The organism is Mycobacterium hubeiense (assembly GCF_002838065.1).
Lineage (GTDB): Bacteria > Actinomycetota > Actinomycetes > Mycobacteriales > Mycobacteriaceae > Mycobacterium > Mycobacterium hubeiense.
On the sequence record NZ_PIZU01000015.1, the window covers coordinates 96,586 to 121,122 of the forward strand.

General features: G+C 67.3%; 27 protein-coding genes. 10 read left to right on the plus strand and 17 right to left on the minus strand.

Features of this window, described 5'->3' with window-relative positions; genetic code table 11:
- Nucleotides 1-107: 107 nt before the first annotated feature.
- From CWS39_RS13845 to CWS39_RS13875, 7 genes are read right to left on the minus strand one after another with little or no spacing between them, the layout of a single operon-like run.
- Nucleotides 108-1,061 (minus strand): alpha/beta hydrolase, encoded by a 954-nt coding sequence (locus tag CWS39_RS13845; protein ID WP_102143501.1) that lies wholly within the window; start codon nt 1,059-1,061, stop codon nt 108-110.
- Complete coding sequence (locus CWS39_RS13850; RefSeq protein WP_199178110.1) at nt 1,061-2,551, minus strand: flavin-containing monooxygenase; 1,491 nt, start codon at nt 2,549-2,551, stop codon at nt 1,061-1,063. The genes CWS39_RS13845 and CWS39_RS13850 overlap by 1 nt, the downstream gene beginning before the upstream one ends.
- Nucleotides 2,533-3,228 carry an SDR family NAD(P)-dependent oxidoreductase gene (locus CWS39_RS13855; protein ID WP_102143503.1) on the minus strand — a complete coding sequence of 232 codons (696 nt, stop codon included), beginning with the start codon at nt 3,226-3,228 and terminating at the stop codon, nt 2,533-2,535. Before CWS39_RS13855 ends, CWS39_RS13850 begins: the two co-directional genes overlap by 19 nt.
- Nucleotides 3,216-3,965 (minus strand): HpcH/HpaI aldolase family protein, encoded by a 750-nt coding sequence (locus CWS39_RS13860; protein WP_102143504.1) that lies wholly within the window; start codon nt 3,963-3,965, stop codon nt 3,216-3,218. Before CWS39_RS13860 ends, CWS39_RS13855 begins: the two co-directional genes overlap by 13 nt.
- Nucleotides 3,962-4,930, minus strand: coding sequence for a zinc-binding dehydrogenase (locus CWS39_RS13865; protein ID WP_102143505.1), 969 nt, complete (start codon nt 4,928-4,930; stop codon nt 3,962-3,964). Before CWS39_RS13865 ends, CWS39_RS13860 begins: the two co-directional genes overlap by 4 nt.
- Before the next feature lie 2 nt (nt 4,931-4,932).
- Nucleotides 4,933-6,156 (minus strand): cytochrome P450, encoded by a 1,224-nt coding sequence (locus CWS39_RS13870; RefSeq protein ID WP_102143506.1) that lies wholly within the window; start codon nt 6,154-6,156, stop codon nt 4,933-4,935.
- On the minus strand, nt 6,153-6,857 hold the full coding sequence (locus tag CWS39_RS13875; RefSeq protein ID WP_102143507.1) for an NIPSNAP family protein: 705 nt from the start codon (nt 6,855-6,857) through the stop codon (nt 6,153-6,155). The genes CWS39_RS13870 and CWS39_RS13875 overlap by 4 nt, the downstream gene beginning before the upstream one ends.
- A gap of 58 nt (nt 6,858-6,915) precedes the next feature.
- Between CWS39_RS13875 and CWS39_RS13880 the strand changes: the two genes are divergently transcribed.
- The 3 genes from CWS39_RS13880 to CWS39_RS13890 are packed head-to-tail and all read left to right on the plus strand — an operon-like array spanning nt 6,916 to nt 9,144.
- Complete coding sequence (locus CWS39_RS13880; protein WP_102143508.1) at nt 6,916-7,752, plus strand: SMP-30/gluconolactonase/LRE family protein; 837 nt, start codon at nt 6,916-6,918, stop codon at nt 7,750-7,752.
- Nucleotides 7,749-8,564, plus strand: coding sequence for a thioesterase family protein (locus CWS39_RS13885; protein WP_102143509.1), 816 nt, complete (start codon nt 7,749-7,751; stop codon nt 8,562-8,564). Before CWS39_RS13880 ends, CWS39_RS13885 begins: the two co-directional genes overlap by 4 nt.
- 13 nt (nt 8,565-8,577) lie before the next feature.
- Entirely contained in the window at nt 8,578-9,144 is a 567-nt protein-coding gene (locus CWS39_RS13890) for a TetR/AcrR family transcriptional regulator (RefSeq protein ID WP_102143510.1), read from the plus strand.
- On the opposite strand, the gene CWS39_RS13895 is transcribed toward CWS39_RS13890, so the two are convergent.
- Complete coding sequence (locus tag CWS39_RS13895) at nt 9,125-10,291, minus strand: CaiB/BaiF CoA transferase family protein (protein ID WP_102143511.1); 1,167 nt, start codon at nt 10,289-10,291, stop codon at nt 9,125-9,127. The two genes, CWS39_RS13890 and CWS39_RS13895, sit on opposite strands and share 20 nt — an antisense overlap.
- Nucleotides 10,292-10,388: 97 nt before the next feature.
- On the opposite strand from CWS39_RS13895, the gene CWS39_RS13900 reads away from it, so the two are divergent.
- From CWS39_RS13900 to CWS39_RS13915, 4 genes are all read left to right on the plus strand, one after another.
- Entirely contained in the window at nt 10,389-11,471 is a 1,083-nt protein-coding gene (locus tag CWS39_RS13900) for a phosphotransferase (RefSeq protein WP_233213508.1), read from the plus strand.
- An 85-nt stretch (nt 11,472-11,556) separates the two neighbouring features.
- Nucleotides 11,557-12,093 carry a TetR/AcrR family transcriptional regulator gene (locus CWS39_RS13905; RefSeq protein WP_102143513.1) on the plus strand — a complete coding sequence of 179 codons (537 nt, stop codon included), beginning with the start codon at nt 11,557-11,559 and terminating at the stop codon, nt 12,091-12,093.
- Between the two features lie 49 nt (nt 12,094-12,142).
- The gene (locus tag CWS39_RS13910) at nt 12,143-13,627 is read left to right on the plus strand and encodes an aldehyde dehydrogenase family protein (RefSeq protein ID WP_102143514.1); all 1,485 of its coding nucleotides are present in this window, start codon (nt 12,143-12,145) and stop codon (nt 13,625-13,627) included.
- Complete coding sequence (locus tag CWS39_RS13915; protein WP_102143515.1) at nt 13,627-14,049, plus strand: nuclear transport factor 2 family protein; 423 nt, start codon at nt 13,627-13,629, stop codon at nt 14,047-14,049. Before CWS39_RS13910 ends, CWS39_RS13915 begins: the two co-directional genes overlap by 1 nt.
- Before the next feature lie 14 nt (nt 14,050-14,063).
- Here the strand turns inward: CWS39_RS13915 and rlmN are convergent, their stop codons facing one another.
- From rlmN to CWS39_RS13940, 5 genes are all read right to left on the minus strand, one after another.
- Nucleotides 14,064-15,161, minus strand: coding sequence for a dual-specificity RNA methyltransferase RlmN (gene rlmN / locus CWS39_RS13920; RefSeq protein WP_102143516.1), 1,098 nt, complete (start codon nt 15,159-15,161; stop codon nt 14,064-14,066).
- A 171-nt stretch (nt 15,162-15,332) separates the two neighbouring features.
- Entirely contained in the window at nt 15,333-16,184 is an 852-nt protein-coding gene (locus tag CWS39_RS13925; RefSeq protein WP_431306127.1) for a phosphatidate cytidylyltransferase, read from the minus strand.
- A 23-nt stretch (nt 16,185-16,207) separates the two neighbouring features.
- Nucleotides 16,208-16,765, minus strand: a complete 558-nt coding sequence (frr, locus tag CWS39_RS13930; RefSeq protein WP_102143517.1) for a ribosome recycling factor — start codon at nt 16,763-16,765, stop codon at nt 16,208-16,210.
- 20 nt (nt 16,766-16,785) lie between these two features.
- Complete coding sequence (gene pyrH, locus CWS39_RS13935; protein WP_102143533.1) at nt 16,786-17,550, minus strand: UMP kinase; 765 nt, start codon at nt 17,548-17,550, stop codon at nt 16,786-16,788.
- A 119-nt stretch (nt 17,551-17,669) separates the two neighbouring features.
- Nucleotides 17,670-18,338 carry a class I SAM-dependent methyltransferase gene (locus tag CWS39_RS13940; RefSeq protein ID WP_102143518.1) on the minus strand — a complete coding sequence of 223 codons (669 nt, stop codon included), beginning with the start codon at nt 18,336-18,338 and terminating at the stop codon, nt 17,670-17,672.
- Between the two features lie 36 nt (nt 18,339-18,374).
- Between CWS39_RS13940 and CWS39_RS13945 the strand changes: the two genes are divergently transcribed.
- Nucleotides 18,375-18,809, plus strand: a complete 435-nt coding sequence (locus tag CWS39_RS13945) for a MarR family winged helix-turn-helix transcriptional regulator (protein WP_102143519.1) — start codon at nt 18,375-18,377, stop codon at nt 18,807-18,809.
- Here the strand turns inward: CWS39_RS13945 and CWS39_RS13950 are convergent.
- The 4 genes from CWS39_RS13950 to rpsB all read right to left on the minus strand — a co-directional run bounded on the left by CWS39_RS13950 (nt 18,801) and on the right by rpsB (nt 22,743).
- Nucleotides 18,801-19,571 carry a class I SAM-dependent methyltransferase gene (locus tag CWS39_RS13950; protein ID WP_102143520.1) on the minus strand — a complete coding sequence of 257 codons (771 nt, stop codon included), beginning with the start codon at nt 19,569-19,571 and terminating at the stop codon, nt 18,801-18,803. The two genes, CWS39_RS13945 and CWS39_RS13950, sit on opposite strands and share 9 nt — an antisense overlap.
- Nucleotides 19,568-20,974 carry an amidase gene (locus tag CWS39_RS13955; protein WP_102143521.1) on the minus strand — a complete coding sequence of 469 codons (1,407 nt, stop codon included), beginning with the start codon at nt 20,972-20,974 and terminating at the stop codon, nt 19,568-19,570. The genes CWS39_RS13950 and CWS39_RS13955 overlap by 4 nt, the downstream gene beginning before the upstream one ends.
- A 102-nt stretch (nt 20,975-21,076) precedes the next feature.
- Nucleotides 21,077-21,892 carry a translation elongation factor Ts gene (gene tsf / locus CWS39_RS13960; protein WP_102143522.1) on the minus strand — a complete coding sequence of 272 codons (816 nt, stop codon included), beginning with the start codon at nt 21,890-21,892 and terminating at the stop codon, nt 21,077-21,079.
- Nucleotides 21,893-21,903: 11 nt separating this feature from the next.
- Nucleotides 21,904-22,743, minus strand: coding sequence for a 30S ribosomal protein S2 (gene rpsB / locus CWS39_RS13965; RefSeq protein ID WP_102143523.1), 840 nt, complete (start codon nt 22,741-22,743; stop codon nt 21,904-21,906).
- 269 nt (nt 22,744-23,012) lie between these two features.
- Here rpsB and CWS39_RS13970 point away from each other — a divergent pair, with 269 nt between their 5' ends.
- Together CWS39_RS13970 and CWS39_RS13975 are read left to right on the plus strand one after the other, a co-directional pair.
- Nucleotides 23,013-23,504: a M23 family metallopeptidase gene (locus CWS39_RS13970; protein ID WP_102143524.1), complete on the plus strand. Its 492-nt coding sequence runs from the start codon at nt 23,013-23,015 to the stop codon at nt 23,502-23,504.
- A gap of 25 nt (nt 23,505-23,529) precedes the next feature.
- Complete coding sequence (locus tag CWS39_RS13975) at nt 23,530-24,492, plus strand: TIGR03621 family F420-dependent LLM class oxidoreductase (protein WP_102143525.1); 963 nt, start codon at nt 23,530-23,532, stop codon at nt 24,490-24,492.
- Nucleotides 24,493-24,537: the final 45 nt, after the last annotated feature.

Consider the following 24,537-nt stretch of genomic DNA (forward strand, 5'->3'; position numbering starts at 1 on the left):
GCCGCGTCGAGTGTGCATTGGCTGCGGGATTTTTCGACGACGGCAACAGCAGATGCACACCCGACGCGGTGATTGCACACTCGAAATCGACGCCTGCGCGCCTACGCTCACTCGCCGTGAAGCGCCCGCCTCAGCGCCGCCCCCTGCAGCGCGAACAGCTGCTGGCTGATCTCCCATTCGGGCAGCAGCGAGTCGAAGCCGTGGCACGTGCCCGGATACACGTGTAGCTCCGTCGCGACACCGGCCCACATCAGCCGCAGCGCATAGTCGACGGCTTCGTCGCGGAGCGGGTCCAGCTCCGAGCAGGTGATCAATGCGGCCGGCAGGCCCGTCAAATCGTCGGCACGGGCGGGCACCGCGTCGGCGAGCACGCTCTCACCCGCCAGATAGTGGTGCCACATGTGCCGCACCGCGACGGCGTCGAAACCGGGTGTGGCGACGAATTCGTCCTTCGACGGCATCGGGCGGTCGTCGAGCACCGGCTCGTGCAGCATCTGGAACACGATCGGCGGCGCCGCCCCCGCGGCGGCATCCTGCGCCAGCCTCGCCGCCAATGCCGCCCCGGCGCTGCTGCCCGCCACCGCCAGCCGTGCCGGATCGATGTGCAGCGCAGCGGCGTTCGCGGCCACCCAGCGCAGCACGGTCGACGCGTCGTCGAGCGCGGCCGGATACGGGTGCTCCGGCGCCAGGCGGTAGTCGACGGAGATCACCGTGCACCGCGCACGCCGCGCGTACTCCACGCACTGGCGGTGGTCGGTGTCGAGGTTGCCGAGCACGAATGCGCCGGAGTGACAGTAGATCACCGCGCGCGCCGGGGATCGTCCGCTGCGGTAAATCCGCACCGGGATCGCCGACGAATGCTCGCCCGGAACCAGTGCGGCGACGATGTCGACGCCCGTCACGTCAAGCGCTTGCGCCGCTTCCCGGCGACGCTGATTCAGCGACGCGCGGACTTCGCCGAGGAGATCCGGCGCCAAATCCGTTCGGGCGTTTGCGAGATGGCGCAGCGCGGGACCGAGCCGATTCGCGATGTCGATGCTGGATGCGGCGTCCACGGACATTACCGGTTCACCACCTCGACGACGGCGTCTACCGGTTCGAAGGTGTAGTCGGCGGCGCGGAACCGCCGTGTCATGCCCCAGAAGGCACGCGCGCTTCGGGGCCACTGGGTGACCACTCGGCCGTTTGGGGCGCGAAAGTAGTTGCTGCATCGGGTGAGCCACACGGTGCCGGTCATCCACTGGTCGATCTTGGCGATGAACTGCGCCATTGTTTCGGGCCGAACCGCGACGTACGATTTGCGTCGGCGCCGCATGTACTTCAACGCCCGCACGATGTAGTGGGCCTGCGCCTCGAGCATGAAGATGACGCTGTTGGAGCCGACGTTGGTGTTCGGTCCGTACAGCATGAAGAAGTTCGGATAGCCCGGGACGGCCATGCCCAGGTAGGCGAATGCCCCGTCGCGCCACGTCTCCCGCAGCGAGGTCCCGTCCTCGCCGATGACGTCGATCTGGCCGAGGTAGTCGGCGGCGGCGTAGCCGGTGGCGCACACGACGACGTCGACGTCGAGTTCGGTGCCGTCTTCGGTGACCAGCGATCGCGACCGCAGATACTTCGCCGGGCTGGAGATCACCTCGACATGGGGTTTGGTCAGCGTCGGCAAATAATCCGTCGCGAAGACCAACCGCTTGCAGCCCAGCGGGTGATCGGGAGTAAGCTTGCGGCGCAATTCCTCGTCGGGGATGGTCGATTCGAGCACCCGCAGGGCGATTCCCTTGAACTCCTGCGTCTTGTCGCTGCCGTTTTCGATCACCGAGATGTTCGACTCGCTGCGCAGCCAGAGCCTGGTGCGATAGATCTTCTTGGCGAACGGCACCCGCGCGAAGATCCACTTCTCCCGATCGGTGTACTGCCGATCCGGTTTGGGCAGAATCCATGTCGGCGAGCGCTGCACGGAGTAGACCTTCTTTGCCACCTTTGCCACTTCGGGCACCAGCTGTGTGGCGGTCGACCCGGTGCCCAGCACGGCGACCCGGGCATCGGTCAGATCGACGGAGTGGTCCCAGCGCGCGGTGTGCATCACCGTTCCCGTGAAGGGTTTCTGTTCAACGAGATTCGGCATCGCCGGCTGGGTGAACAACCCGACAGCCGACACCACGACGTCGAAGCTGTACTGCTCACCGTTCGCTGTGCTCAGCTGCCACGACGTGGTGGCGGCGTCCCAGCGCGCCGAGACGATCTCGGTGTTCAATTTCAAGTGTGGCGCCAGTTCATAACGCCGGGCGCAGCGCTCGAAGTAGTCGAGGATCTCCGCCTGACCCGACCACAGCCGTGACCAGTCCGGCTTCAATTCGAACGAGTACGAGTACAGATGCGACTTCACGTCGCAGGCCAGCCCGGGGTAGGTGTTGATCCGCCAGGTGCCGCCGACGCCGTCCTCCCTGTCGAAGATTGTGAAGTCGCGAAAGCCGGCCTTTTTCAGGAAGATTCCCAACGCCAGGCCGCCCGGTCCGGCACCGATGATCCCTACGCTCATCCGATTCGCAGGCATTGCCCTCCGTCCACGACGAGCTCGGCGCCCGTGATGAAAGACGCGTGGTCCGACACCAGAAAGGCCACTGCATCGACGATTTCCATCGGCGTGCCCAGGCGGCCCTTCTCGGACAGGCGGGATTGCGTCGCAGCGTCCAGCATGGGTGTCTCGACCGGGCCGGGGAACACTGCGTTGACCCGGATGCCCGACGGCGCAAGCTCGGCCGCGGCGATCTGCGTCAGTCCCCGCAGCGCCCACTTCGACGATCCGTAGGCGGCGTGGTTCGGGAACGGTCGGATGGCACCGGTGCTGCAGGTGTTGACGATCGCGGCACCGTCGGCGTGCCGAAGGTGATCGAGCGCGGCCCTGATACCGAGGAATGGGCCCAAACAGTTGACGCGCCAGCTGTGTTCGAATCCGGACGGCGTCTCGGCGGCGAGCGAGGCCCGGTGCAGCACGCCGGCGTTGTTGACCAGCGTCGTCAACGAGCCGAACCGGTCTGCCGTGGCGTCGACCGCGGCCCGCCACTGGTCTTCGGACGTGACGTCGAGCGGCAGCGCGAGTACGTCGTCGCCCGGCGCGTCGATCGGCAGCACATCGCATGCGGCGACGCGAAACCCGTCCTTGCGGAGTCGTTGCACGATCGCCGCGCCTTGTCCGCGCGCAGCCCCCGTCACGAGTGCTACCCGTTCCACTGCGCCTCCTTGAGGTGCTCGGCCGCGCCTCGCCGCAGCGCCTGCGACTCCGAGGCCAGCGTGATCATCCGAAAACCCAACTCGGCCATGGCATGCCCGGCCTTGCCTGACCCGGCGTGGATCCCGGCGACGAGGCCGGCCGCGGCGGCAGCGGCTTGTATGCGGATCATCGCGTGCCGCACGGATGGCTCGGTCCAGGCGTCGGCAGGACGGTGCCCCATCGAGATCGCGAGATCCGCCGGCCCCACGTAAAGGCCGGCCAGGCCCGGGACGGCGCAGATCTCGTCGAGCGCCGAAAGCCCCTGGGCCGTCTCGATCATCGCGAACACGCCGACCCGCGACTCCAGCGCGGCGGGATCGTGGCCGAGGCTGGCCCGCAGCGGCCCGAAGCTGCGCACGCCCGCGGGCGGGAATCGGGTCGCGGCCACCGCGGCGGCGGCCTGCTCCGCTGATTCGACCATCGCGACGATGACGGCGTCGGCGCCGGCGTCTGACACCCGGCCGATCGGTGCGGGATCCGCCGACGGCAGCCGCACGGCAGCGGCGATCGGCACATGCTCGAGCCGCCGCAGCAGCAGGGCGACGTCCGCGTCGTCGAGGTAACCGTGCTGAACGTCGAACCCGACGTAGTCGTAACCCGCGCAGGCGAATTCCTCGGGGCCGATCATCGTGGGGCCGACCACCCAGCCGCCCCACACCCGCTGCTTGCCGGCGAGCAGGTCCTCCAATCTGCTCATTCGGCGATCGCAATCTTGATGCGCTCCGGCGTCGGCGAGCACGCAAGCTCGAACGCCTCCTGCACCTCACCGACTTTGAACGTGTGCGTGAGGTATGTGCTGAGCAGGTCGGGGTGCTCTCGCGCGAACTCGCCGGCGCGGTCAAGCATCCGGCGCCGATCCAGTGTCACACCGGATTTCAGCGTCAGGTTGTTGCGCAGCATCGTCCGCATGCTGATCGGATAACTGTCGTCGTCGGCCACCCCGAAGTAGAAGATGGTGCCGCCGAACGCGGCCGCCTCGACCGCATGGTTCAGCGTGGCGACCTGGTGGCCGACGGCCTCGATCACGATCTGCGGTTTGTCCTGCGGGGCAAGGTGGCTCACCCAGCGATCGCTGGTCGCCCGAACGATGGTGTCGACGCCGAACTTCTCGCCGACGCCCGAGCGGTCGACCGGATCGACCCCCGTCACGTGCGAGGCTCCGAATGCCTTGGCCACGTACGAGAACAGCAGCCCAATCGACCCCTGCCCGATGACCGCCACGTGACGTCCCTGCAGCGAAGGCAGTTGCTCGACGGCGTAGAGCACGCACGCCAGCGGTTGCAGGCCGACCGCGAGCGCGGGCGTCAGCGCCGGGTCATACGGGGCCAGCCCATTGCCATCGGCCACAACGAATTCCATCAGGCCGTCGAACCCCGACGCCCAGCCCACCACGCGATCGCCCTGCGCATGATCCGGGTGGCGGCTGGCGAGCACCTCCCCCACAATCTCGTGAATGGGAAAGCCGTCCATTTCCGCGGCGCTGGCGCCGGTATCACCCGGCAAGCGGCCGCGCGCACCGCGGAAGCCGGGCAGGTCGCTGCCGCAGACCCCGGCGGCGAGGAAGCGCAGCAGCACCTGGTCCCCGGCGACGTCCGTAAACGACTTGTCCGGCACGTCATTTCGCTCAAAGGTGTACGGCGCGACCAGCCGATACGACCACACCGTCAGACCTCCACCGGAACGTTGTTCCAACCCCATTGAAAACTCGACGGCGGGCGCGACGCGCGTTGAACGTCGATCCGGTAGTCCGGCACGCGTTTGAGCCACTCGGACACCATGATCGCGATCTCCAGCCGCGCGAGGTGCACACCGAGGCAGAAGTGCTGCCCGCGGCCGAAAGCCAGCAGGCGATCGATGGGACGGTTCCAGATGAACTCATCCGGGTTCGGGTACTCCCGCTCGTCGCGGTTGGCCGACGCGAGCAGCGTGATGACGCGCTGACCGGGACGGATTGTGGTGCCGTGGATTTCGAACGGCTTGCGCACGGTGCGGGCGAACCATTGCGCGGGCGCACAGTAGCGGATCATCTCCTCACGCGCGACGGGCACGGTGGCGTCGAGATCGGCACGCACCTGCGCCATCTGGTCCGCGTATCGCGCCAGCTCCCACAATCCGTGCGCGACGATCTTGGGCACGGTCTCGGTGCCGCCGATGAACACGCCCAGCAGCTGCGTGGCGGCCTCGACATCGTCGAATGCCGACCCATCCGGCAACCGGTAGGCGATCAGGTTGTCGACGATGCGATTGCTGCCCGGCTTCGCCCGACACTGCTGCACCACCGGAATCAGATACTCCAGATATCCCGGCCGAGCGTTGGCCACCTCCACCCCGCTGCCCGGCTGGGCGAGGCTTCCGGCGTTGACGGTGGCCAGCACGTCGGGCGCCAGATCGACGGGCAAGCCCAGTAATTCGCACACCACCGACGCTGCGACGATGCCACCGTAGTCCTGCGTCAGATCGAACGACCCGCGCGGCAGCAGAGCGTCGAGACGCTCGTTGGCCAGCTCCCTGATCCGCCCCGCCAACGTGCCGACGGACCGCGGCCGGAACGGTCCCGACGTGCAGCGTCGCACGCCGTCGTAGATCGGCGCGTCGAAGTTGGCGTGAAAAGGCATCGGATGCACCGGCGGGTCCGGCACTGCACCGTCGTTGTGCTTGGCCAGAACCGTTGCGGCGGGCAAGGTTCCCTCGGACGCGACGAACGTGCCGTCGTTGATCTCCAGCACCCGCCAGATGTCGTCGAACCGCGACAATGCATAGGTGTCCCACGCCGCGATGTAGTACAGCGGGTAGTCGTCGCGCAGCACCCGGTAATAGGGCAGCGGATCGGCCATCACCGCGGGATCAAAGGGATCGTAGGAGAAGTCTTGTATCACTGGCATGTTCATTGCAGCGGCGATGGGGGTAGCGCCGCCAGGATCGAGTCCTCCCAGCCGTCGCGCAGCGCGGGCGCGACGCTCATCCAGGTGACGATCTCGGCCGGCGGGCTGTCCTTCCACGACGGGTAATGGTTGGCAAAGCAGTCCCAGTCGCCGTCGAGCGCCCAGTAGTGAATGACCTCGTTGAACCGGAACGTGGTGACGAACGAGCCCAGCCACCGCTTGCCGGTACGTTCCGACCAGGGCACATAGAGTCGCTCGAGCTCGCGGATGTAGTCGTCCTGGCGACCCGGCTTGGTCTGCATGATCTCCTGAATGACAAGGCCCGCACCGAAATTCGCCTCTTGAAGCTGAGCAAGCGTCCGGTTGCTCGCCCCGGCATACATGATTCGGCCTTCGCCCGAGGCACCAGTCTCGGCCAGAAACGCCGACCACTTCGCCGCCGCATCCTGATGGCTGCCGCCCCGCGCCTGCGCCTTGCCGATGCGCGCATAGTCGGCGAACGCGTCGATCTCCCAGATGATGGTGATCTGCGGCCAGTGGCCGTTGTACGGCGTCGTCTCCCACATCGCGAACAGGCGCGCGCCCAGTTCTTCCATCATCGGGTGGTAGACGTCGCCGAACACTTCACAGAAGCGGTCGCTTCGCCCCGAGCCCAGTGCGATCGTCTCGTGCAGGTACAGGAGGGTGTGGCCGAAAAACTTCTTCATCGCCGCCCGGAGATGCAGGTAGTTGACAGTGGCACCTAGCGAGCGTGACACTTAAGCCATGTTTTGTAAAGGCGCGGACCTGTTGACCCCGCTGGCCGGCGGTTTCTGCTTCGGCGAGGGCCCGCGCTGGTTCGAGGGGCTGCTGTGGTTCTCGGACATGCTGGGCGAGGCGGTGCACACCGTCGACCTCAACGGGTCCATGACGACGCTGCCATTGCCCGGCCACGCCCCCGCCGGCCTCGGGTTTCGCCCGGACGGCTCGCTGCTCATCGCGTCGACCGAGCGCCGCCACATCCTGCGCTACGACGGCGAAACCGTGGTCAGCCTTGCCGATCTGTCCTCGATGGCGCCGGCCAATCTCGGCGATATGGTCGTCGACGACCTCGGCCGTGCCTACGTCGGCTCGCAGGCCCGCGACGGCGGGGTGATCGTGCGCGTCGATCCGGACGACACGGCCGTCGTCGTCGCCACCGACCTCGACTTTCCGAACGGCATGGTCATCACGCCCGACCGCACCACGTTGATCGTCGCCGAGTCGACGGGCAGACGCCTCACCGCGTTCACCATCAACGACGACGGCGGGCTCGGACAGCGCCGGGTTTTCGCCGACGGCCTCGACGGGCCGCCCGACGGCATCTGCCTGGACGCCGAGGGCGGCGTGTGGACGGCGATGACGCTGGCCCACCAGTTCCAGCGGGTGCTCGACGGCGGCGTCGTCACCGACCGCATCGACATCGGCGACCGCACCGCTATCGCCTGCGCGTTGGGCGGGCCGGAGAGGCGCACGCTGTTCCTGGTCTCCACCACCGACGCCTACCCCGAGCGACTCGTCGGCACCACACTGTCCCGCGTCGACGCGACGACGGTCGACGTCCCCGGCGCCGGGCTGCCATGAGCGAGCCCTACTACGAACTTGTCGATACGCAAGATCCCCGGGGCGAGAAGTTCATCGCGACCGACATGGTGCGCAGCACGTGGTCGGCAGCGATCCAGCACGCAGCGCCTGTCTCCGCGTTGCTGGTGCGAGCGCTGGAAGCTTGTGAACCACGTGACGACACCCGCCTCTCCCGCGTCCTCGTCGACCTGCTGGGACCCGTGCCCGCCGAAGGCGACATCTGGGTGCGCGCCCAACGCGACCGCGGGGGCAAGCAGATCGAGTTGGTCAGCGCCGAGATGCTGGCGCCCGGCCCCGACGGTCAGCCCCGCGCCGTCGCGAAGGCCAGCGGTTGGCGGCTGCAGCAGCTCGACACCGCGGCGGTGGTGCATACGGGCGCCGCGCCGCTACGTCCCGTCGCCGAGGCCCGCAGCCGCGACATGGCCAAGGATTGGGACCCCAACTATGTGCACAGCCTGGACTGGCGGTGGCTGACCACACCGCTGGCCGACGGGCCCGGCGAATCGTGGATCACGCCGACCGTCGACCTGGTCAAAGGTGAGTCGATGACACCGCTGCAGCGGTTGTTCGCGGTGGCCGACGACGCCAACGGCATCGGCGCCAAGCTCGACATCCGCAAGTGGACATTCCTCAACACCGATCTCGTCGTGCACATCCACCGGGTCCCGGACGGCAAGTGGATCGGCATCCGGGCCGAAACCCATTACGGCCCAGACGGTATCGGCACAACCATCGGCACGTTGTTCGACGAACAAGGAGCGGTCGGCGGCATCCAGCAATCGGTGCTGGTGCGCCCGCGGCCAAGACGCTGACGGCGATACTCCAATGCGCCGAAATGGAATTCCAGGCGGTCAAGACCGCGAGTTAGCGACCGGGAGTTCCATTTCGGCGGCCAGTCCCACCCGCGAGCGGATACTGGCCGCGACGGCGGAGGTGCTCGGTCGCCACGGAATGACCAAACTCAGCCTGTCGGAGGTTGCGCTACAGGCCGGCGTGTCTCGGCCGACGCTGTACCGCTGGTTTGCCTCCAAGAAGAATCTGCTCGACGCATTCGTGGTGTGGGAGCGATCGCTGTACGAACGCGGGGTGGCCGAGGCCTCGGCGGGTTTGCCCGCCAGTGAGCGGCTCGACGCGGTACTGCGGATCATCGTCGAATACCAGCAGTCCTATCCCGGATTGCGCATGGTCGACATCGAGCCCGCCCATGTGATCAAGCGATTGTCGAACATCCTGCCGCTCATGCGAGAACGGCTCGAGCGGCTGATACCCGCACCGGCCGCCGCCACCGTCGTGCGGGTGGCGGTTTCGCATTACCTGGTGCGCAGCGACGACGGCGACGAGTTCTTGGCGCAGCTCCGCCACGCCGCGGGTCTCACGAACGACGCGCCTTGAGTTCGGCGAGAATCTCGTCGGTGTGCTGCCCGAGTTGCGGTGCAGCCGAGCGGGGTTGCCACGGCGTGCCGTGAAAGTCGGCTGGTGTGGCCACCATTGGCGCGCTCGACTCCCCGTCGGGGACGTAGACGATGCCGCCCGCCGCGTGGAACTGATCGTCGGCGATCACGTCCTCGAGGGTGTTGATCGGCGACCAGAAGAAATCCGGTTCGTCCGCAAAGACTTCCGCCCACTCGGCCAACGGTTTGGTCGCGAAGATCGCGTCCAACTGTGCGATCAGCTCTGCGGCGTTGGCCGCCCGGTCACGCTGGTAGACGAACCGCGGGTCGGTCAGCCACTCCGATCGCCCGACCGCACGGCACAACGCCGGCCAGTGCCGATCACCCTGCAGGCCGACGATCCAGAACCGCTTGCCGTCGCCCGCCACGTAGTTGTTCATGCACGGGTTGGCCATCGACTCACGCTGGCCGATCGCGATCGAATGACCGGTCAGCAGAAAGGTGTTGAGGTCGAAGCTCACCGTGTAGGCGCCCTGCCGGTACAGCGACGTCGTCACCAATTGCCCGGTGCCGGTGCGGGTTCGGGCCACCAGCGCGGCGCACACCCCCGCTACCAACGTCATCCCCGCCGTGTGATCCCCCATCCCGCCGCGCTGGAACGGCGGAGTGTCGCCAGGGCGGGTGAGCAGGTGCGCGAGGCCGGCGCGGGCCCAGAACGCCGCGACGTCGTAGGCCGCGCGGTCCGCGTCGGGCCCGCCCATGCCGTAGCCGGTGATCAACCCGTAGACCAGGCGTGGGTTGTGGGCGGCCACCGCCTGGAAATCCAGACCGAGCCGTCGCAATGCACCTGGGCGGATGTTGGTGATGAAAACGTCTGCATCCGTGAGCAATTCGAGTGCGATATCGCGCCCGTCGGCGGTGCCGAGATCCAGGACGATGCTGCGCTTGGAGCGGTTGTCCATCTCGAACGGCGGGTTCGTTCCGTCGTCGATGCCCAGCATGCGCCCGAACAGACGCGCCGGGTCCCCGCCCGGCGGTTCGATCTTGACGACGTCGGCGCCCCAGTCCGCCAGAATGCCGCCCGCGGCAGGCGCCGCCACCCACACCCCAAGCTCGACGACCTTCACCCCGTCCATCGGTCCGGCCATGCTTCTCCATTTCGCGGTTTACAGATACGCATTAATTTGTAAACTAGGCCGAACACTGGCCAACCTAGGAGGCTAACGACCGGTGCTTCGGGAGTGTGTGGGTTTGGCCGCGCATATCGGTCGGGGCGTGCAACGCGTCGCGACCGACGCTGCGCTTCGTGGCGCGCGGTCGTTCCCGCGCCGGGTCGCAGACCTCGACGTCAGGGCGCTGTCGCGGATCATGCGGCGTGCGGTGACCTCGGTGTCGGTCATCGATGGCGACGCCGGCACCTCGTCGCGCGCGCGGCTGAAGCTGACGGGCGACGGCGTCCCCGAAACGGTCTTCGTCAAGATGCCAGCAGTGACGGCTGCGACGCGACTGATGGGTGAGCTGGGCCGCCTCGGGCACACCGAAGTGCGGTTCTACGACGATTTGTCGACCGCGCTGCCCGGTGTGCCGAGGTGTTACGGGTCGGCGTTCGACCCGTTGACCGGACGGTACGTGCTGGTGCTGGAGGACCTGCCCGCCGAGCGATGCGAGTTCCCCGACACCCTGCATCCACTGGACGCCGACAAGGCCAGTCTGCTCGTAGATCTGCTCGGCCGGCTGCACGCGACGTTCTGGGGCCGGCTGCCCGACTGGGTGTACTCGGCGTCGGGCGACCACACATCGCTGCTCACCGGAAAGCTGATGGATGTGTCCATCCGCCGGCTCGCCGAACGCACCGACATCCCGGTCGAGAACGGGCAATTCATCGCCCACAACTATCGCGCGGCCGCGCAACTGCTCGACCGGCCACCGCACACCGTGATGCACGGCGACGCGCATCCGGGCAACGTGTACTTCCGCGACGGGCGGGCGGGCCTGCTGGATTGGCAGGCGCTGCGCTGCGGCCACCCGGGCCGGGAATTGGCCTACACGCTGATCACCAGCATGACCACCGGCGATCGCCGGGCTGCCGAACGCGACCTGCTCGACGTCTACCGCAAGGCGCTTGTCGCCGCCGGCGGACCCGACCTGGACCGCGATGATTTGTGGGAGCGCTATCGGCTGGGCGGGGTATACGCCTACGCCGCGTCGCTGATCACCGCCGGGATGGGCGGTATGCAGGTCGAGGACGTCGCCGTGGAAGGCGTGCGACGCGGCGTGGCGGCGCTCGACGATCTCGAGACCGTCGCACTGCTCAAGAAGACGTTGTGACCGCGGTTGCGCCGTGGCGCGCCCGTTACCACCGGTTCCACGTTTTAGGATCGGTGGAACAGAACCACTACCAGAGGCTTTGGACGTGAACGAACCACAACCCGCGAGCCTCGTCGAGGACACGTCGACGAGGCACCGGATCCTGGTCGCCACTGCCGAAGTGCTCGCCCGCAGCGGGCAGACCAAATTGAGCCTGTCCGAGGTTGCTTTACAGGCAGGCGTGTCCCGGCCGACGCTGTACCGCTGGTTCGCGGACAAGCAGGAACTGCTGGACGCGTTCGGCGTGTATGAGCGCGAGATGTTCGACACCGGCATCAGCCGGGCGACCGCCGGTCTGCGCGGCCCGGAAAAGCTCGATGCGGCGCTGCGGTTCATCGTTTCCTACCAGCAGTCCTATTCAGGGGTGCGGCTGGTCGACATCGAGCCCGAGGTCGTCATCGCCCAGCTGGCGCGGGTGATCCCGCAGATGCGCGCCCGCCTGCAGAAGCTGCTGCCGGGACCCAACGGGGCGGTCAAGGCGGCGACGGCGATCCGCGTCGCGGTTTCGCACTACATTGTGCGCAGCGACGACGACGAACAGTTCCTCGCGCAGCTGCGCCACGCCGTCGGCATCAAGCAGTAATTGCGCCCGGGGGGGTGACACCCGGCCGCATATTTGTAAAGCTGTCCGCATGACGCAAGTGCAGAGTGACAGCGGCGTGTTGGCCGGCGACGACCGGATGCTCATCGACGGTGAGCTTCAATACACCGACAGCGGCGCGAAATTCGATGTGATCCATCCGGCCACCGGGGAGGTCGCCGGGCAGGCCACCGACGGCACCGTCGACGACATGGAGCGCGCGATCGGGGCGGCGCGGCGGGCCTTCGACACCACGGACTGGTCGCGCGACCTCGACTTCCGATACCACTGCCTGATGCAGCTGCACGAGGCGCTGGAACGCGAGAAGGAGCGGCTGCGGCGCATCCTGGTCACCGAAGTCGGTTGCCCCGTCACCGTGTCCGGCAGCCAGATCGAAAGCCCGATCGACGAGGTCAAGCACTGGGCAGAGCACGGCAAGAACTTCGAGTACGTGGTGGACACGGGCGTGCATCCGACCCAGCTGGGTCCGGCGCGGCGCAAGATCGTCTACGAGCCCGTCGGCGTCGTCGGCGCGATCACGCCGTGGAATGTGCCCTTCTACCTCAACATCGCCGAGACGGTGCCCGCGCTGATGGCGGGCAACACGGTGGTGCTCAAGCCCGCGCAGCTGACTCCGTGGTCGGGCAGCGAGTACGGCCGCATTGTCGCCGAGGAGACGGATATCCCTGCCGGCGTCTTCAACGTGGTGGTGTCGAACGCCAACGAGGTGGGTGCGGCACTGTCGGCCGATCCGCGGGTGGACATGATCACCTTCACCGGGTCGACGGCCACCGGGCGGGCCATCTTGGCCGCGGGCGCGCCGACGGTGAAGAAGACGCTGCTGGAGTTGGGCGGGAAGTCGGCGCACATCGTGCTCGACGATGCGGACTTTGGCTCTGCGCTGCCGTTGGCGGCGATGATGGCGTGCGTGATGTCCGGGCAGAGCTGCATCCTGCCGTCGCGAATCCTTCTGCCGCGCAGCCGGTATGACGAAGGCATCGAGATCCTCAAGACGTCGATGGAAAACTTCCCGGTGGGTGATCCGTGGACACCGGGCATCATGCAGGGACCGCAGATCAGCGAGACGCAGCGGCAGAAGGTGCTCGGTCTGATCCGCAGCGGCATCGACTCCGGTGCGCGGGTTGTCACCGGTGGCGGTGTGCCCGACAACCTACCGAAGGGCTACTACGTGCAGCCCACGCTGCTTGCCGACGTCGACCCGGATTCGCAAGTGGCGCAAGAGGAAATCTTCGGGCCGGTGTTGACCGTCACGCCGTATGACACCGAGGACGAGGCGATCGCGATCGCGAACAACTCGATCTACGGGCTCTCCGGTGAGGTGTCGTCGGCCGACGTCGACCGGGCGTTTCGGGTGGCTCAGCGGATGCGCACCGGCAATGTCACCATCAACGGCAAGAGCCACTTCGGGATCACCAGCCCGTTCGGCGGCACCAAACAAAGTGGGCTCGGCCGGCGCAATGGCGAGGAAGGCTACAAGGAGTACATGGAGTCCAAGACGATCGGCATGCCGGAGTGATGGACGCTGAGCGGATCAGCGACGAACTCGAAATCACTGCGCTGCTCAACAGATACGCACGCGCCGTCGACAGCAAGGACTGGGAGCTGTACCGGTCGGTGTTCACCGACGACGCGGTCATCGACTACTCATCGGCGGGCGCGGTCGCGGGCGGCCGCGATGAGGTGGTCGACTGGTTCGCGGCGAATTTCGGGGTGATTCCATGGTCCATGCACTACATCACCAACATCGAAAGTGAGATCGACGGCGACACGGCGCGGGTGCGGGCGATGTTCTACAACCCGATGCAGCTGCCCGGCATGAGCGAGATGTCGTCCTGCGGCGGCTATTACGAACACGAGTTGGTCCGGACGCCTGACGGGTGGCGCAGTCGCCATCTGCGCGAGGACAACGTTTGGTTCGTCAACGGGCCTCCCCGTTAACGCCGAGATTGCACTCAGCCCTCGGCGGCCAGTTGACCGCACGCCGCCGCAATTTCGCGGCCGCGGGTATCGCGGACCGTGCAGGACACGCCCCGCTCACGGACCCGTCGCACGAACTCTCGCTCGGCCGGTTTCGGGCTTGCGTCCCACTCGCTGCCCGGTGTCGGGTTCAACGGAATGACGTTGACGTGCACCAGCGGGCCCAATGAGCCGTGCAGCTTCTTACCCAAAAGGTCTGCGCGCCAAGGCTGATCGTTGACATCGCGGATCAGCGCGTACTCGATCGATACCCGCCGCCCGGTCACGTCGGCGTAATAGCGTGCCGCATCGAGCGCGTCGCCGACCTTCCAGCGGGTGTTGACCGGCACCAGCGTGTCGCGCAGTTCGTCGTCCGGTGCGTGCAACGACAGCGCCAACGTGACGTTCAGTCGTTCGTCGGCGAGCTTGCGGATCGCCGGGGCCAGGCCCACCGTCGACACCGTCACCGAGCGCGCCGAGATGCCGAAGCCGTGCGGTGGCGCTGCGACGATGCGCCGCACGGCGCCCAGCACGCGGTTGTAATTGGCCAGCGGCTCGCCCATGCCCATGAAGACGATGTTGGACAGCCTGCCGTGGTCGCGGTCGCGCAATTCGACGGCCGCCGCCCGCACCTGCTCGAGAATCTCGGCGGTCGACAGGTTGCGCATCAGCCCGCCCTGGCCCGTCGCGCAGAATGGACAGGCCATGCCGCAGCCCGCCTGCGAGGAGATGCAGACGGTATTGCGGTCTGGGTAGCGCATCAGCACCGACTCGAACGTCGTCCCGTCCACCGCGCGCCACAGCATCTTGCGGGTCTCACCCGCGTCGCACTCGATCTCGCGCACCGCGTCGAGCAGCCGCGGGAACATCGCGTCGGCGATCTGATCCCGCACGCCCGCGGGTAAATCGGTCATCGCGTGCGGATCGGCGATCAGCCGGCCGTAGTACTGATTGGCCAACTGCTTGCCGCGAAACGCCGGCAGGCCCAACTCCGCGACCGCCGCCGCGCGCCCGGCGTCGTCGAGGTCTGCGAAGTGCCGCGGCGGCGTTGCGCGTCGCGGAGCGTCGAAAACCAGGGGTAACGGGCCAGACATGGTGTTTGTCAGTATCTCATCCGAAGCTGGCCGAAATTGATTGGACGACGGCCTCGTCGGCTCCGCACCATGGCCTTATGCCGTTCCGCGCTGCGTCGATCCTTACGTTCTTCTATGCCTTGTCTGCGCTCGGCTAACCCATCGGCGGCCTGTTGGCTGAACGCGCGCGCGTCACGCCAGCAGCGTCAGCACGATCCAGCCCGCGACGGCCGAGGGCAGCATCGCGTCGATCCGGTCCATCACTCCCCCATGACCGGGTAGCAGTCTGCCCATGTCTTTGATGCCGAGGTCGCGTTTGACCTGCGACTCGACGAGATCGCCGAGTACGCCGGTGATCACCAGCATCAGGCCCAGCGCCACGCCTGCCCACCACGGCCGCTCCAACAGGAACACCACCGCCAGCACCGACGCGCCGATGCCGAACAGCAGCGACCCGGCCAGACCCTCCCAGGATTTCTTCGGGCTGATCGCCGGCACCATCAGATGCTTGCCGAACAGCACTCCGGCCGCGTAGCCGCCGATGTCGGCGAAGACGACGGTCGCGATCACGGTGAACACCCGCGCCCCACCGTGGTCCTGGAAGATCAACAGCGCACTGAAGCCGGCGAAGAGCGGCACCCAGGTCGCGAGGAGGATCGTGGCGGAGATGTCGCGCAGGTAGTTCACCGGCTGTTCGCGAAGACCGTGTCCGATCAGCCGCCAGACCATGGACACCACGATCGTCCCTGCATAGGCGCCCAGCAGGCCGGCCGGGCCGTAGGGCCACGTCAACCAGATCATCGCCTGGCCGCCGACGAGGAGCGGGATGACGGGCAGGGCGTACCCGGGCTCGCGCAGCCTGCGGATGACTTCGTGCGTCGCGATCGGAATCGCCACCGCGAGCACCGGCAGCCAACCGATGGGGGCGAACAGCAAAATCCCGATCGCCAGCGCACCGAGTGCGACGCCGACGGCAATCGCGGCCGGTAGGTTGCGCCCAGTACGCGATGCCTTCTTGGGCGGTTCCTCCACCGGGGTACCCACGGGACGTGCCTGCTGCTCGGCCACTAGACCTCCAGCAGTTCGCCTTCTTTGTGCTTCACCAAGTCGTCGATCTGCTGCGTGTATTGGTGAGTGGTCTTGTCGAGATCCTTCTCCGCGCGGGCCACCTCGTCCTCGCCGGCTTCGCCTTCCTTTTTGATGCGGTGCAGTTCCTCCATAGCTTTGCGACGGATGTTGCGCACCGACACCCGCGCGTCCTCGCCCTTGGCCTTGGCCTGCTTGACCAGTTCGCGGCGGCGCTCCTCGGTGAGCTGCGGGATGGCGACGCGAATGACGTTGCCGTCGTTGGTCGGATTCACCCCCAGGTCGGAGTTGCGGATGGCGTCCTCGATCGCCTTGAGCTGCGACTGCTCATAGGGCTTGATGACGACGAGCCGCGCCTCGGGAACGTTGATGCTCGACAGCTGGGTGATGGGCGTGGAGGCGCCGTAGTAGTCGATGTGGATGCGGGAGAACATGCCGGGGTTCGCCCGGCCGGTGCGGATGGATGCGAGGTCGTCGCGTGCCACCGCGACGGCCTTCTCCATCTTCTCCTCGGCGTCGAAGAGGGTTTCGTCGATCACTGTGCCTTCTCCCGTGTCCGTCAGCGCGTGGTGACCAGTGTTCCGATCTTCTCACCTGCAACCGCCCGGGCGATATTGCCGTCGATAAGGAGGTTGAACACGAGGATCGGCATGCCGTTGTCCATACAGAGGCTGAATGCCGTGGCGTCGGCCACCCGCAGTCCGCGGTCGATGACCTCGCGGTGAGTGATCGCGGTGAGCAGTTCGGCGTCGGGATTCTCCCGCGGGTCGGCGGTGAAGACGCCGTCGACGGCCTTGGCCATCAACACCACGTCGGCGCCGATCTCCAGCGCACGTTGGGCGGCGGTGGTGTCGGTGGAGAAGTACGGCAGGCCCATGCCGGCGCCGAAGATCACCACGCGGCCCTTCTCCAGATGCCGAACGGCCCGCAACGGAATGTAGGGCTCGGCGACCTGGCCCATGGTGATCGCGGTCTGCACCCGGGTCGCGATGCCCTCTTTTTCCAGAAAGTCTTGCAGCGCAAGGCTGTTCATCACGGTGCCGAGCATGCCCATGTAGTCGCTGCGGGTCCGCTCCATACCGCGCTGCTGCAGCTGCGCACCGCGGAAGAAGTTGCCACCGCCGATGACGACGGCCACCTGGACGCCGCTGCGGACCACTTCGGCGATCTGGCGGGCCACCTGGTGCACGACGTCGGGATCCAGCCCCACTCCGCCGCCGCCGAACATCTCACCGCCGAGTTTGAGCAGCACGCGCGAATAGAAGGGTCGGATCGGACCCGCCGCATCGGCGCCATTACTGCTTGTCGGCTCCGGGTCCGGCATCGGTTCCTTGGCCTCCTCGCATAAGAGTGCCATCCGGGCGCTGTCCCAGGACGGCACTCTTATCCTGCCTCATCGCAGACACCTCCGTTGCCAGGGGGCGTCGTTTCGCGAGGCCCGGTCTAGCCCAGGTGCGCGGACAGCAACCAGGCCGGCACCGACTTGCGGCCCTTGGGCTCATCGCGCAGGTCGGTGACCGGGAAGACCCCGTCGAGGCCCTCGGGGAAGTTGGCGTGGATGCGGGCCGGTTTGATCTCGTCGATGGTCCAGTACTTCGACACCACGTCGCGCAGCTCGTCTTCGGTGACCGGGTTCGCAGGCCCGTCGGGCATGCCCGCCCGATCGAACACCAAGACGAAGTAGGACGCGCCCGGGGCGGCGGCGCGCACGATCGAGCGCTGATAGCCCTCGCGTGCCTCCACCGGGATGGAGTGGAACAACGTGCTGTCGACGATGGTGCCGAACCGGCCGTCGTAGCCACCGAAGTCACTGATGTCGGCGACCTCGAAGCTGGCGTTGGTCACGCCGCGGCGGGCGGCTTCGGCCTTGGCCAGCTCGATCGCCGTGGGCGAGAGATCCAGGCCGACGGTGGTGAAGCCGCGCTCGGCGAGGTACAGCGAAACCGCTGCCTCGCCGCACCCGACGTCGAGGACGTCGCCGTGGAACTTGCCCTGCTCGATGAGGGCGGCGATCTCGGGCTGGGGCTCGCCGATGCTCCATGGCGGACGGGGCATCTCGGCGATCTCGCCACGGTATGCGGATTCGAACCTGAAGTCGTCTGGTGCGGTCATGACTCCGGTATATCAACCTGGTTGATATGTGTCAACATGCTTGATATGAGCGAGCTCTTGGAGGACCAGCCGCTGGGCTACCTGCTGCAACGGGTCAGCAATGTCTTGCGCGGCGAGGTGACCGCAACGGTCCTGGAACCGCTCGGACTGGCGTTCCCGCAATACATCTGCATGCGGGTGCTGTCGCGCTATCCCGGGCGATCCAACGCCGAGCTCGCGCGGGATATGAACGTGTCGCCGCAGGCGATGAACATGGTGTTGCGGGGCCTTGAAGAACGCGGGCTCGTCACCCGGCCGGCGACCGCCGCATCGGGCCGGTCGCTGCCCGCCGAGCTGACACGCGAGGGTTTGGAGTTGTTGCGCCGCACCGATTCCGGCGTGCGTGCGGCCGAGCGTCGCCTGCTGTCCGGTCTGACTGAACAGCAGCGGCGTGAGTTCAAGCGGATTCTGGTGACCCTGGGATCAGACTGAGGCCTTGCGGCCGAGGCCGGCCATCAGCAGCGGCGTCACCAGCCGGATGTCGGCACCGAACCGTTGCGACGCCGCATCGGCCTCCTCGGCGGTGAGCAGGCCGGCCTCGACCACGGCGCCGCGCAAACTCTCGAAGGACAGCCGGAAGAACTCGAAGCCGGGATCGCGGGAGCTGATGAGGCGGGCGCGGCCTTCGCCGCGTACGTCGACGAGGCCGGCGTCGGCCATGTCGGCGACGACCTGCCGACCGTATCTCGGTTCGAACCCGGCCCGCTGCATGAACGCCATGATCGCCTCGGTCACCCGGTCAAGGCCGGGCTCGTCGCCCTCGAAGCCGAAGCAGCTCCAGTCGTAGTCCTCGATGACCATCCACCCGCCGGGACGCAGCGTGGCTGCCAGACGGTCCAGAATCTGCCTGCGCTCGGGGAGGTGCTCGAGCACCAAACGCGCATGGACCACGTCGAATTCGGCCTGCGGGAGCTCATTGGTGCGGATGTCGATCTGGCGCACCTCAATGCGTTCGGATGCCAACGGCTCGACGAAGCGGGTGTCGATATCGACGGCGAGGACGGTCGCGCCGCGGTCGGCCATCCATCGCACCATCGACCCGCCCCCGGCGCCGACCTCGAGGCATTTCCAGTCAGGGCCCACGCCGAGCTCGGCGAGCAGGGCCTGAGTGCCCGGATCCCACAGCGACTCCATGCCCGCCAGTCGGGCCCGCTCCTCGGCGAAGCTCTGGTCGTAGACGTACTCGTGCGTCATCCCTGAATTCTCGGCCACGGGCGGGCCGCTTCGAGTTCGTACGCCAACTCCAGCAGACGGACTTCCTGGCCGACGGTGGAGGCGAACATCATCCCGACCGGCAGGCCTGACGCCGACTGCGCCAGCGGCAGCGAGATCGCCGGTTCGCCGGTGGCGTTCTGCAGCGGTGTGAACGCGACCCACTCGATGAGCCGGTCGATGATCTGCTGGTAGTCCGCGGTGGGGTCGAGGTGTCCGATCGCGGGCGTCACATCGGCCACCGTCGGCGTCAACACCACGTCGTAGGTTTGGCCCAGCCGGGACGTCACGCGTCGCATCCGGGACAGTCGCGCGATGGCCAGCGGGAGCCGGTGCAGGTTGCGCGCGGCGAAGCGCTCCAGGCCCAGGGTGAGGTTGTCCAGCCTTGTGCGGTCGAAGCTTTCGCCAAAGGTGCGACGTCCGCCGCGCACCAACGCGAACGCCAGAAAGGACCAGTACAGCAGGAAGTCGTTCATGAAGTGCGGCGGCACTGGGTTGTCGATCGGTGTGACACGATGGCCGAACTCTTCGAGCAGCGCAGCGGTTTTCAGCGTCAGCTCCCGCACTTCCGGGCTGGCTTTACGCGCGATCGATTGCGTGCAGACCGCGACCCGCAACCTCTTCTTCGCCGGGCCTGTGACGTCGCCGATCGGCGGCAGCTTGGGGTTGCGGTAGACGCGCTCCATCTCCCGGTAGAACGCCGCGGTGTCACGCACCGAGCGGGTGACGACGCCGTTGGTCACGATGCGCAGTGGCATCTGCCGCATGTCCTTGTCCAGCGGCAGCCGCCCGCGCGACGGCTTCAGGCCCACTAACCCGTTGCAGGAGGCGGGAATTCGGATGGAGCCGCCGCCGTCGTTGGCGTGCGCGAGGGGCACCACCCCGGCGGCGACGAACGCGCCCGAGCCCGACGACGACGCGCCGGCGGTGTAGTCGGGATTCCACGGGTTGCGCACCGGACCCAATCGCGGATGCTCGGCCGACGCGCTGAAGCCGAATTCGGACAGGCGGGTCTTCCCCAGCGGCACCAGGCCTGTCGCCAGATACGCGCGGGCGAAATCGCCGTCGACCAACTCCGGACGCGGGTCCCACGCGTCGGTGCCCTGCATCGTCGGCATGTCGCCGACGGCGACGTTGTCCTTGATGTAGGTGGGCACGCCGTCGAAGTAACCGCCGTAGGGCCGCGCGGCCCGCCCGCGGGTCCGGGCGCGCTCGAACGCCTCATACGCCAAGCCGTTGAGCATCGGGTTGACGGCCTCGGTGCGCGCGATCGCGGCGTCGATTAGTTCCCCGACCGTGACACGGCCGGCGGCCAATTCGTGGACAAGGCCGACCGCGTCGAACTCACCGAGGGCGTCATCGCGAAATGCGGATATCCGGGTCACACGCCGACGGTACCAACTCGTACCGCCGAGGTCACTCGCCGAGCAGACACAAAATCGCACAAAACCGCGGCAAATCGTGCGACTTTGCGTCTGTTCGCGGTGTTAGGCCTGGCCGACCTCGAACCGGACGAACCGCGTGACGGTCACACCCGCCTCGTCGAGCAGCGCCTTGACCGTCTTTTTGTTGTCGGACACCGATGGCTGATCCAGCAGCACGACATCCTTGTAGAAACCGGTCACGCGGCCCTCGACGATCTTGGGCAGCGCCTGTTCGGGCTTGCCCTCGTTGCGGGCGGTCTCCTCGGCGATGCGCCGCTCGTTGGCGACGATGTCCTCGGGCACGTCCTCACGCGTCAGGTAGCGGGCCTTCAGCGCGGCGATCTGCAGGGCGACCGCGTGGGCGGCCTCGGTGTTGTCGCCCTCGTACTCCACGAGCACACCCACCGCCGGCGGCAGATCGGCCGCTCGCTTGTGCAGGTAGGTCTCGACCTTGCCGTCGAAATAGGCGACCCGACGCAGCTCGAGCTTCTCGCCGATCTTCGCGGACAGATCCGCGATGACCTGCTCGACGGTCTTGTCGCCGACCTTGGCGGCCTTGAGCGAGTCGACGTCGTTGGCCTTCGCAGCCGCGGCTGCCGCCACGATCTGATCGGCCACCGACTGGAACTCGGCGTTCTTCGCAACGAAGTCCGTCTCCGAGTTCAGCTCGATCAGCGCACCGTCCTTGGCGGCCACCAGACCCTCGGCCGTCGCACGCTCGGCGCGCTTGCCGACGTCCTTGGCGCCCTTGATGCGCAGCAGCTCGACAGCCTTGTCGAAGTCGCCGTCGGCCTCGACGAGCGCGTTCTTCGAGTCGAGCATGCCGGCGCCGGTCAGCTCCCGCAGGCGCTTGACGTCGGCGGCGGTGTAGTTGGCCATATCTGGTCTCCCTAAGACTCTGAAGTTTTCGGTTCGGTTTGGATGTCGGCCTCGGGCGTTCCCGGCGCGCCGGTCGACGCCGTCGCCGTCGCGCCGGCCAGCAGCTCCTGCTCCCACTCGGCCAGCGGCTCAGCGCCTTCGGCTTCGGCCTTCTCGCCGGCACCGGCGCGGGCCTGCAGGCCTTCGGCGACCGCCGAGGCGATCACCTTGGTCAGCAGCGCGGCCGAACGGATCGCGTCGTCATTGCCCGGGATCGGGTAGTCGACGAGGTCGGGATCGCAGTTGGTGTCGAGGATCGCGATCACGGGGATGCCCAGCTTGCGGGCCTCACCGACGGCGATGTGCTCCTTGTTGGTGTCGACGACCCATACGGCCGATGGCACCTTCTGCATGTCCCGGATACCGCCGAGGCTGCGCTCGAGCTTGTTCTTCTCGCGGGTCAGGCCGAGGATTTCCTTCTTGGTGCGGCCCTCGAACCCGCCGGTCTGCTCCATCGCCTCGAGTTCCTTGAGGCGCTGCAGCCGCTTGTGCACGGTGGAGAAGTTGGTGAGCATGCCGCCCAGCCAGCGCTGGTTCACGTACGGCATGCCGACGCGGGTGGCCTCCTCGGCGATCGACTCCTGCGCCTGCTTCTTGGTGCCGACGAACAGGATGGTGCCGCCGTGGGCGACCGTCTCCTTGACGAATTCGTACGCCTTGTCGATGTAGGTCAGCGTCTGCTGCAGATCGATGATGTAGATGCCGTTGCGGTCGGTGAAGATGAACCGCTTCATCTTGGGGTTCCAACGACGGGTCTGATGCCCGAAGTGGGCGCCGCTGTCAAGCAGCTGTTTCATGGTCACTACGGCCATGGGTTTATGCCTCTTTTGTTGTCGGTTGACGCGCGGCGCCGGGTGACGCCGAGCCCTGGTGTCTGCGGAACATCGGACCCGCTTCCGATCTCGGCGGCGGGACCAGCCGATGTTCGGTCGGCTGCAGACACGCGAAGTCAGCCCGCTGATGCGAGCTGCGGTTAGCAGTTTACACGGCGTGCGGGCGTGCTTTATCCACAGTGACCTGGCCATCCACAGCCCGCGCGATCGGGATGGCGGATCGCGGCGCATGACGGTGAGCTGGTTGTATGCGCAGGCTGGTGGCGATAGTGGCCGTTGGGTTGGTGTGCGCGCCCGCTGCGCGTGCCGAGGACGGCCGACTCGAGTGGCCGCTGCGGCCCCGACCAAGTGTTTCGCGGACGTTCGACGCGCCGTCACCGAACTGGCAGCGCGGCCACCGCGGCGTCGACCTGGCCGGGTTCGCAGGCCAGCCGGTGTATGCGGGCGCCGCGGGCACCGTCGTGTTCGCCGGGGAGCTGGCCGGGCGGCCGCTGGTATCGATCGCCCATCCCGGCGGACTGCGGACGACCTACGAGCCAGTGCGTCCCGCGGTGCGGGTGGGTCAGCTCGTCGACACCGGAGCGGTGGTGGGGGCATTGGCGGCCGGCCATGCCGGCTGCGTGGCATCGGCGTGCCTGCACTGGGGCGCGATGTGGGGTCCGGCGTCGCGGGCCGACTACGTGGATCCGCTTGGGCTCGTGGTCAGTACACCGATCCGGCTCAAACCGCTGGGCGGATGAGGCGCTCCACGCATAGCGTCGAGGCATGCCCACCGAAGCTCACCGTTCGCGCCGGCTCCGGTTCGGCCTGCACATCGCGCTGCCGCGCGGTCAGAACTTCGGCGGCTTCGCGGCCGCGGTCGAGCAGGCCGGGTTCGACGTGCTGACCATCCCCGACCATCTCGTCGCATCGGTGTCACCGTTCGCCGGCGCCGCCGCGGCCGCCATGGCCACCTCCCGGTTGCACACCGGCACGCTGGTGTTGAACAACGATCTGCGCCATCCCGTCGAAACGGCGCGCGAGGCGGCGACCGTCGCGGACGTCTCGGGTGGCCGCTTCGAACTCGGGCTTGGCGCGGGGCACATGAAATCCGAGTACGACGCCGCCGGGCTGAAGTTCGACTCCGGGGCGGTGCGCGTCGACCGGCTGATCGAAGCCGTCGACGTGATCCGGTCCCTGCTGGCCGGAGAAGCGGTCGACGTCGATGGCGCGCACTACTGCGTGCGGGCCGACGCAGGCGCTTTGGTTGCCGCGCCGAACGTTCCCGTGCCGCTGCTTATCGGCGGCAACGGCACGCGGGTGCTGCGGCTGGCCGGCCGCGTGGCCGACATCGTCGGGCTGGCGGGCATCACCCACAACCGCGACGCCACCGAGGTCAGGCTGACCCATTTCGACCTGGCGGGCCTCGACGACCGCATCGCAGTGGTGCGCGACGCGGCGGGCGATCGCTTCGATGCGATCGAACTCAATGCGCTGATCCAATTTGTGGTCGTCACCGACGACCGGGCGGCGGCCGCCGCGGAGCTGGCCGAGGCGTTAGAGGTGGCGCCCGAATTGGTGCTGGAGTCGCCGTTCGTGTTGCTGGGGACGCACGAGCAGATGGCCGAGTCGCTGGTGGCGCGCCAGCAGCGATTCGGCGTGAGCTATTGGACCGTGTTCGACGAGTGGGTCGGCCGACCGTCCGCGATGCCCGACATCGCGAAAGTCATTGCCCTGCTTCGGTCGTGAGCTTGTGATTTCGGCGCGCTGGGTCGCGCTGAGCGGGCTGTATCG